We start from the raw sequence: 8375 nt of genomic DNA on the forward strand, positions 1-8375 counted from the left end.
CATCCGTGAATGTGAATGGCCTCCGCGCCGCCGCCAAGAAGGGTTTCGTGGAGTGGCTGGCGGAGACCTCCGCCGATGTGGTCTGCCTCCAGGAGGTACGGGCCGAGCCGGGCCAGTTGCCCGAGGGCGTCCGGGAGCCGGAGGGCTGGCACGTCCTGCACGCTCCGGCGGCGGCCAAGGGCCGCGCGGGTGTCTCGCTCCTCTCGCGCCGGGAGCCGGAGCGTACGCGGACCGGATTCGGCAGCGCCGAGTTCGACACGAGCGGGCGGTACGCCGAGATCGAACTGCCTGGTGCCACGGTGGCCAGCCTCTATCTGCCGTCGGGCGAGGTGGGCACCGAGCGGCAGGACGAGAAGGTCCGGTTCATGGACGAGTTCCTGCCGTATCTGGCGGAGCTGAGGAAGCGCGCCGCCGCCGACGGCCGTGAGGTGCTGGTCTGCGGCGACTGGAACATCGCCCACCAGGAGGCCGACCTCAAGAACTGGCGCGCCAACAGGAAGTCCTCCGGATTCCTGCCCGAGGAGCGCGGCTGGCTGACCCGGCTGTACGAGGAGACCGGCTATACGGATGTGATGCGCGCCCTGCATCCCGGCCAGGAGGGACCGTACACCTGGTGGTCCTACCGCGGCCGTGCCTTCGACAACGACTCGGGCTGGCGTATCGACTTGCAGGTCGCCACGCCCGGGCTGGCCGGGCGGGCCGTCAAGGGCTGGGTGGAGCGCGCGGCGGCGCACGAGGAGCGGTGGAGCGATCACGCGCCGGTGACGGTGGTCTACGAGCGCTGAGTTCCGGCGGCGTCGGCGCGCAGCCGGCGGTCCAGGGCCATCGAGAACTCCGCCTCGACGATGCTCTTGGCCAGCGGGCGGAGTTTGGCGGAGTCCGCGGCGGTGGTGCGGGTGGTGAGGACCGCGCTGAAGAGTTCCGCCAGGGCGTCCGCGTGGGCGCGGACCTCGCGGGCGGTCTCCAGGATCACGGCGAGCGGCACTCCCTCACGGACCAGGGCCGCGGAGACTTCCAGCAGTCTGCGGCTGATGTGGACGATCTCGTCGCCGTCGGTGGCCAGATAGCCGAGGGCGAGTGAGGCGGCGAGATTCTCGGCGGTGGCCTCGCCTCCGAAGTAGTCCGCGAGTTCCTCGGGTGAGAGCCGGACCGGAGTCTCCTCGGTGGGTTCGCCAAGCCCCAGAACCTCGCCGACATCGCGTCCGCTCTCGAAGGCGGTGGCCAGGTCGGCGATGCCGTTCAGGGTGTGGCCGCGCTCCAGCAGGGCCGCGATCGTACGGAGCCGGGCCAGATGGTGGTCGTCGTACCAGGCGATCCTGCCCTCGCGGCGCGGTGGCTGTATCAGTCCGCGTTCACGGTAGAAGCGCACGGTGCGGACGGTGATGCCCGCCTCACGTGCCAGCTCCTCCATGCGGTACTCCATACCGGGCAGCTTATGTCGTACCGCCGGTAACTTGTTTCCGTCGGCCCCCTACCCATGAGTACGGAGCTCCTCTACGCTCCGAATTGCGCCAGTGATCGCTGGCGTGGTTCGTGAATGTCCGGCGGCAGGAGGCGGTATGGGCCAGCACGTACGCGTGGCGGTGGTCGGATCCGGATTCGGTGGCCTCGGGGCGGCGGTCCGGCTGCGCAGAGAAGGGATAACCGACTTCGTCGTACTCGAGCGGGCGGGCTCGGTCGGTGGGACGTGGCGGGACAACAGCTATCCGGGATGCGCGTGCGATGTGCCGTCGCACCTCTACTCGTTCTCGTTCGCGCCCAATCCCGACTGGCCGCGCGTCTTCTCCGGGCAGCGGCACATAAGGGCCTATCTGGAGCGGATCGCCGACGCCTTCGGACTGCGTCCGCATCTGCGGCTGCACCACGAGGTCCGGCTGATGCGCTGGGACAACGACGCCCTGCACTGGGAGTTGGAGACCTCGCGGGGAACGTTCACCGCGGAGGTGGTGGTCTCCGCCACCGGGCCGCTGTCGGATCCCAGGATCCCGGAGATTCCCGGACTCGCCGGATTCCCGGGCCAGGTCTTCCACTCGGCGCGCTGGGACCACGACTACGAACTGCGCGGCAAGCGTGTCGCCGTGATCGGCACCGGTGCCTCCGCGATCCAGATCGTTCCCGCGATCCAGCCCGACGCCGGCAGGCTGACGCTCTTTCAGCGGACGCCGCCCTGGGTGATGCCGCGCGCCGACCGCGCGATATCCACGGCCGAGCGCCGACTGCACCGGGCACTGCCCTTCACCGGCACCGTACGGCGCAAACTGCTCTGGGGCATCAGGGAGTTGCAGGTCCAGGCCTTCACCAAGCGGCCGAATGAACTCGGGCTCGTCGAGGCCCTCGCCAAGGCCAATATCGCGAAGGCCATCAAGGATCCCGCGCTACGGGCCGCGTTGACGCCCTCGTACCGCATCGGATGCAAGCGCATCCTGCTCTCCAGCACCTACTATCCGGCGCTCGCGCAGCCCAATGTCGAGGTGGTCACCTCGGGCCTCGCCGAGGTGCGCGGCTCGACGCTGGTCGCCGCGGACGGTACGGAGTGCGAGGCGGACGCGATCATCTTCGGGACCGGCTTCCATGTGACGGACATGCCGATCGCCGAGCGAGTCGTCGGCGCCGACGGGCGCACGCTCGCCGAGAGCTGGCGGGACGGTATGGAGTCGCTGCGCGGCGCGACCGCGGCCGGCTTTCCCAACTGGATGACGATCATCGGCCCCAACACCGGTCTCGGGAACTCCTCGATGATTCTGATGATCGAGGCCCAGCTCACCTATATGGCCGACTATCTGCGGCAGCTCGACGGCCTCGGCGCCGTCGGCGGGCGCGCGGCGCTGGCGCCCAGGCCCGCGGCCGTACGCGCCTGGAACCACCGGGTGCAGGAGCGGCTGCGGCGGACCGTGTGGAACACCGGTGGCTGCACGAGCTGGTATCTGGACGCCAACGGCCGCAACACCACCATCTGGCCCGGTACGACAGCGGAGTTCCGCAGGGCCACGCGCCGCGTCGATCTCTCGGAGTACGAGGTGATCCGCGCCGCGGGACCGCATACGGACGTCGCGGCGCGCACCGGCGGGACCGGCGCGCGGGAGGCCGTCCGATGAGCGCGGCCGAGGTGACCGCCGTCTCCGCCGACGGATCCCGGGTCCATGCCGAGGTGTTCGGCGCCGAGGGCCGGCCCGCCGTCGTACTGGCCCATGGCTGGACCTGCTCCATCCGCTTCTGGGCCGCGCAGATCGAGAACCTCTCCGCCGACCACCGGGTGATCGCCTACGACCAGCGCGGACACGGCCGTACGCCGCTGCCGGGCCGGAGCGGATACTCCACCGAGGCGCTCGCCGACGATCTGGAGGCGGTGCTCGCCGCCACGCTGGCGCCGGGCGAACAGGCCGTGTTCGCCGGGCACTCGATGGGCGGGATGACGCTGATGGCCGCCGCGCGCAGGCCCCTCTTCCGGGAGCACGCCGCCGCCGCGCTGCTGTGCAGCACGGGCAGTTCGCGGCTGGTCGCCGAGGCGCTGGTGGTGCCGATGCGCGCCGGGCGCGTACGGACGAGGCTCACCCGGCTCGTCCTCGGCGCCCGCGCGCCGCTGGGCCCCGTCACACCGCTGTCCAAGCGGATCCTGCGCTACGGGACGATGGGCCCGGGAGCCGCGCCCGAGCGGATCACGCGGTGCGCGAGGATCGTGCATGCCTGTCCGCGAGTCTCCCGGGTGGCCTGGTCGCGGGTCCTTGGCGAGCTCGATCTCGACGCGGACGTAAGGGAGTTGACGGTGCCCACCGCCGTACTGGTGGGCACCGCGGACCGGCTGACTCCGCCGGTCCGGTCACGGGTGCTGGCCGCCGCGCTGCCCGACTGCCTCGGTCTGACCGAGCTGACCGGGACCGGACATATGACACCGGTGGAGGCGCCGGAGGCCGTCACGGCCAGGATCCGCGAGCTGGCCGCCACCTACGTCGGCACGAATGTCCCCACGGGAGAGGACGCCGCATGAGCCGGGGCCGGGACCTCGAAGGGCAGGTCGCGGTGGTCACCGGCGCGGGGCGCGGTGTCGGCTGTCTGTCCTGGACGGACACCGACATGGTGCGCGGCGCCGACCCGCAGTCGGTACGGGGCTGTCTGCCGGGCCTTGTCGCGGCGGTCGGCGCGCGGGAGACGAGGCGCTTCGAACCTCGTATGGCCGCGGTGCGCAAGGGACTTGTGGGTGCGGGCGGCACGGCCGTCGAGCGTGGGCGCACACAGCGTGACTGATCGAAATGCGCGGAATGTCGTGGCATGTAAGTCTGGTCGAGGCCCCACCCCACACCCCCCACCTCTACCAGGAGTTGAAATTCCATGGGTATTTCCGACCAGTTCAAGGACAAGGCGCAAGAGCTCGGAGACCGGGCGAAGGCGCAGATGGGCGACAACCAGCGGGACGACCAGTCGGCGCGTTCACAGCAGGGCCGTCAGGGCCAGCAGGGCCAGGGCCAGGGTCAGGGGAACCGGCACGGGCAGCAGCCGGGCCAGCCGGGCCAGCACGGTCAGTCGGGCCAGCGCAACCCGCAGGGCAATGACCGTGTCCAGGACCGCGACAACCAGCCGCCCCGCAGGGCGCAGGACGCGCACGACGACGTCGACGACCACGACCGCTTCGACGCCTGAGCGATTGGCCTGAGGGCCTGAGGGCCTGACAAGAGGCGCATCCGGTTCACCGGGTGCGCCTCCTGTCTGTGCGCCCGCTGTTCCTCGGGCTCTGTGTTCCCGCTTCTGTGCTCCCGCCGTTCCTCGGGCGGCGGTCAGCCGGTCCTGCGCGGTGGCAGCGGAGGGCGGCGCAGATCGGGCACGGCTCCGTATCCCGGCGGTGCCGAGGCCGGATGTCCCGCCAGCAGATCCAGCGCCACCCACACCGCGTCGTCGAGCTGGGCGTGCCGGCCCTCCGCCCAGTCGAGAGGCGTGCGCAGCGCCTCGATGTCGGGCTCCACACCGTGGTTCTCGACGGACCAGCCGTACGCGTCGAACCAGGCCGCGTTCATCGGCACCGTGATCACCGTGCCGTCGGCGAGGCGGTGGCGTCCCGTGATGCCGACCACTCCGCCCCAGGTCCGCTGGCCCACCACCGGGCCCAGATTCAGCAGCCGGAAGGCGGCGGTGATCATGTCGCCGTCTGAGGAGGTCGCCTCGTCGGCGAGCGCGACGACCGGGCCGCGCGGCGCGTTGGAGGCGTACGAGACGGGCTGGGCGTCGCGTGTCAGATCCCAGCCGATGATCTTGCGGCTGAGCTTCTCCACCACCAGCTCGCTGATATGGCCGCCCGCGTTGCCCCGTACGTCCACGATCAGCGCGGGCCGTGAGACCTCAAGACGCAGATCGCGGTTGAACTGCGCCCAGCCCGAGCCGCCCATGTCGGGGATATGCAGATAGCCGCACTTGCCGCCGCTGATCTCCCGTACCACCGCACGGCGTTTGGCCACCCAGTCCTGGTAGCGCAGCGGGCGTTCGTCGATGAGCGGTACGACCGCCACGCGGCGGGATGGGCCCTTGCGCCCGGCGGGCTGGAAGGTCAGCTCGACGGTGGTGCCTCCGGCGGCGGCGAGCAGCGGATAGGGACCCGCCACCGGATCGACGGGCCGGCCGTCGACATGGGTGAGGACCGCGCCGGCGCGGATACCCGTACCGGCGAGCGGCGAGCGGGCCTTGGAGTCGGAGGAGTCGCCCGGCAGGATCCGCTTGACCACCCAGGCGCCGTCCCGGCACACCAGATTGGCGCCGAGCAGTCCGATCGGGCGCTGGTAATGCGGCGGGCCCTCGTTGCGGCGGGCGGGCGTGACATACGCGTGGGAGGTGCCCAGCTCGCCGAGGACCTCGCGGAGCAGATCCGCGAACTCGTCGGGAGAGGCGACCCGTTCGACCAGCGGCCGGTACTGGGCGAGGACACCGTCCCAGTCGATACCGCACATCTCCGGCTCCCAGAAGTACGCGCGGATGATCCGACCCGCCTCGTCGAACGCCTGGCGCCACTCCGCGCCGGGATCGACGTCGTGCAGGATCCGGCGCAGATCGAGAAAGACCGTCGAGTCGCTGTCGCCGGGCTCGGTGGCGGGTACGGCCCGTAGCTCGCCCTCGTCCACGACCACCAGCCTGGTGCCGTCACCGCTGACGGCGAACCAGTCCAGATGGCCTACGAGTTCGCTCTTACGGGCCTTGACGATGTCGAAGTGTTCCAGGGTGGGACGGCCCGACATGTCCGCGGGATTGGCGAAGGTCTCACCGAGCGCGCCCGAGATCGGCCAGCGCAGCCAGACCAGCCCGCCGCCGCTGACCGGGTGCAGCGCCGAGTACTTGGACGCGGTGACCGGGAACGGTGTGACCCGGTCCGCCAGGCCCTCGACCTCGACCGTGACCGTACCGTCGCCGGACTCGCCGTCCGCCGGATCGAGCCCGCCGGCGGCCGGGCGGCCCTCCGGTGACAGTGCGAAGGGCGACGGAGTCGCGGAGGAGAGCGGTACGAGATAAGGGCGGCAGCCGAGCGGGAAGGAGAGGTCGCCGGTGTGCACGTCGTACACCGGGTCGAAGCCGCGCCAGGACAGGAAGGCGAGATAGCGTCCGTCGCTGGTGAAGACCGGATTCTCGTCCTCGAAGCGGCCGTTGGTGACATCCACGATCGTACGGGCGAAACTCCCGGCGATCTTGGCCAGCTTGATCTGGCGCAGGGAGCGGCCGATGCCGGGATGGGACCAGGTGAGCCAGTCGCCGTCGGGCGAGAAGGCGAGATCGGCGACGGGGCCGTTGACGGAGTGGATGAGCTCGGTGACGCGGGGGGATTCCGCTGCGGGTGTGGGTGTGGGTGCCGAGTCCGGGGTGGGTGCCGGGGCGGTGTTCTCCGCGGGTTCCGGTGTCGACTCGGCGTCGTGGTCCTGGGCGGGAGTCCCCTCGGGTGGCTCCTCCTCTTCCTCCGTGACGTCTACGAGCAGCAGCCTCCCGTCGTGGGAGGCGATCGCTATCCGCCCGCCCTCCGGGTCGGCGACCATCTCCAGCACGCGGCCGAGTTGTCCGGACGCCAGCCGGCGTGGCGGCCGGTCGCCGCTCGCGCGCGGCAGATACGCGATCTCTATGGCGTCCTCGCCGTCCGCATCGGTGATGTACGCGACCTGGCCGCCGCTGCCGAGCATCTCGGGGAATCTGACGCGTACGCCATGGGTGTCGGCGATCGTACGGGCCGGGCCGTCGCGGTGGGTGAGCCAGTACAGGCTGCCGCGTACGGAGACGGCGCTCGCCCGGCCCGTCGTGTCCACGGATATCCCGTTCACATGGCTGGCCGCCGGGACCTGATAGCCCCGGCGTCCCGCGCGCTGCCCGCCGAGCCGTACGTCCAGCTTGCGCGGCACCGAGTCGGCGGTCAGCGAGTCGACCAGCCAGAGATCGCCCGCGCACTGGTAGACCACCCGGTGGCCGTCGGACGACGCGTGACGTGCGTAGAAGGCGTCGTGATCGGTGTGGCGGAGCAGATCGGTGCCGTCGGGACGGCAGGAGTAGAGATTGCCGACGCCCTCGTGGTCGGAGAGGAACGCGACCCGTCCGCCGACGAACATCGGGCAGTCGAGATGGCCTCGGAGATCCGCGAGCAGCCGCTTGCCGTGCAGCCAGAGCCGGCCCATTGCGCCGCCGCGGTACCGCTTCCAGGCGGCCGGCTCGTGCGGTGGCTTGCCGGTGAGCAGGAGCGTACGGTGCTCGCCGTCGATGTCCGCGACGGCGATGTCGTTGACCGGGCCCCAGGGCAGCGCGCCGCCGGGAGAGCCGTCGGTGGGGAGGCCGTAGGCCCAGGCGAAGTACGAGAACGGCTGGCCGTGCGAGGAGACGGCGAGGATCTGCGAGTCGCCGTCGTCGTCGGGAGGCGTCCAGCCGCAGACGCGGGTGTCTGTGGCGCCCCAGTAGGTGAGCCGGCGGGCCGGACCGCCGTCCACCGGGGCGAGATATATCTCCGGGTCGAGGCTGCGCCAGGTCGTGTAGGCGATGCGGCGGCCGTCGGGCGAGAAGCGGGGATGACCGACTCTGGTGCGGTCGACGGTCACGCGCCAGGCGCGTTCGGGCCGGTGCCCGGCCGGTGCGAGGGGAGCGACCCAGAGGTCGTCCTCGGCGGCGAAGCACAGCAAGTCGTCGTGCAGGTGCGGGAAGCGAAGATACGCGACGTCGTCACTCACCCCCCAATGCTGCCCTGTTTGGCCCCGTTCCGCCTCTGCGCCTCCCGGCTGGGGGTCGTGGTTCTGAGTGCGCCTGCGGCGCGGGTGCCGGGTTGCCTCGGCCGCCCTGGGGAGAGCGCGCGGAGGCCCCGAGGTACGAGGGGTCGAGCACGGTCGACCGTCGACAGTGGCATAAAGCGCCCGGAGGCGAACCGAGCCTCAAAA

7 protein-coding genes are annotated in these 8375 nt (G+C 71.0%); 5 read left to right on the forward strand and 2 right to left on the reverse strand.

Annotated elements, in window-relative coordinates; translation table 11 throughout:
* Nucleotides 1-785, forward strand: a 785-nt coding sequence (locus GA0115259_RS14380) for an exodeoxyribonuclease III (RefSeq protein WP_202449998.1), incomplete at its 5' end; no start/stop codon positions are given.
* Here GA0115259_RS14380 and GA0115259_RS14385 read toward each other — a convergent pair.
* Nucleotides 773-1411, reverse strand: a complete 639-nt coding sequence (locus GA0115259_RS14385) for a MerR family transcriptional regulator (protein WP_093596176.1) — start codon at nt 1409-1411, stop codon at nt 773-775. The two genes, GA0115259_RS14380 and GA0115259_RS14385, sit on opposite strands and share 13 nt — an antisense overlap.
* 148 nt (nt 1412-1559) lie before the next feature.
* Between GA0115259_RS14385 and GA0115259_RS14390 the strand changes: the two genes are divergently transcribed.
* The 4 genes from GA0115259_RS14390 (at nt 1560) to GA0115259_RS40285 (ending at nt 4635) form a co-directional block, all read left to right on the forward strand.
* Nucleotides 1560-3095 carry a flavin-containing monooxygenase gene (locus GA0115259_RS14390; RefSeq protein ID WP_093596179.1) on the forward strand — a complete coding sequence of 512 codons (1536 nt, stop codon included), beginning with the start codon at nt 1560-1562 and terminating at the stop codon, nt 3093-3095.
* On the forward strand, nt 3092-3985 hold the full coding sequence (locus GA0115259_RS14395; protein WP_093596182.1) for an alpha/beta fold hydrolase: 894 nt from the start codon (nt 3092-3094) through the stop codon (nt 3983-3985). The genes GA0115259_RS14390 and GA0115259_RS14395 overlap by 4 nt, the downstream gene beginning before the upstream one ends.
* Nucleotides 3982-4242: a hypothetical protein gene (locus GA0115259_RS14400; RefSeq protein WP_370747770.1), complete on the forward strand. Its 261-nt coding sequence runs from the start codon at nt 3982-3984 to the stop codon at nt 4240-4242. Before GA0115259_RS14395 ends, GA0115259_RS14400 begins: the two co-directional genes overlap by 4 nt.
* Nucleotides 4243-4326: 84 nt before the next feature.
* Entirely contained in the window at nt 4327-4635 is a 309-nt protein-coding gene (locus GA0115259_RS40285) for a hypothetical protein (protein ID WP_176732549.1), read from the forward strand.
* A 134-nt stretch (nt 4636-4769) separates the two neighbouring features.
* On the opposite strand, the gene GA0115259_RS14410 is transcribed toward GA0115259_RS40285, so the two are convergent.
* Entirely contained in the window at nt 4770-8171 is a 3402-nt protein-coding gene (locus GA0115259_RS14410) for a S41 family peptidase (protein WP_093596185.1), read from the reverse strand.
* Between the last annotated feature and the right edge of the window lie 204 nt (nt 8172-8375).

This window comes from Streptomyces sp. MnatMP-M17 (genome assembly GCF_900091995.1).
Lineage (GTDB): Bacteria > Actinomycetota > Actinomycetes > Streptomycetales > Streptomycetaceae > Streptomyces.

Coding starts and splice junctions, on each gene's coding strand:
- GA0115259_RS14385 (WP_093596176.1), bottom strand. CDS start 1,411: ATGGAGGAGCTGGCACGTGAGGCGGGCATCACCGTCCGCACCGTGCGC.
- GA0115259_RS14390 (WP_093596179.1), top strand. CDS start 1,560: ATGGGCCAGCACGTACGCGTGGCGGTGGTCGGATCCGGATTCGGTGGC.
- GA0115259_RS14395 (WP_093596182.1), top strand. CDS start 3,092: ATGAGCGCGGCCGAGGTGACCGCCGTCTCCGCCGACGGATCCCGGGTC.
- GA0115259_RS14400 (WP_370747770.1), top strand. CDS start 3,982: ATGAGCCGGGGCCGGGACCTCGAAGGGCAGGTCGCGGTGGTCACCGGC.
- GA0115259_RS40285 (WP_176732549.1), top strand. CDS start 4,327: ATGGGTATTTCCGACCAGTTCAAGGACAAGGCGCAAGAGCTCGGAGAC.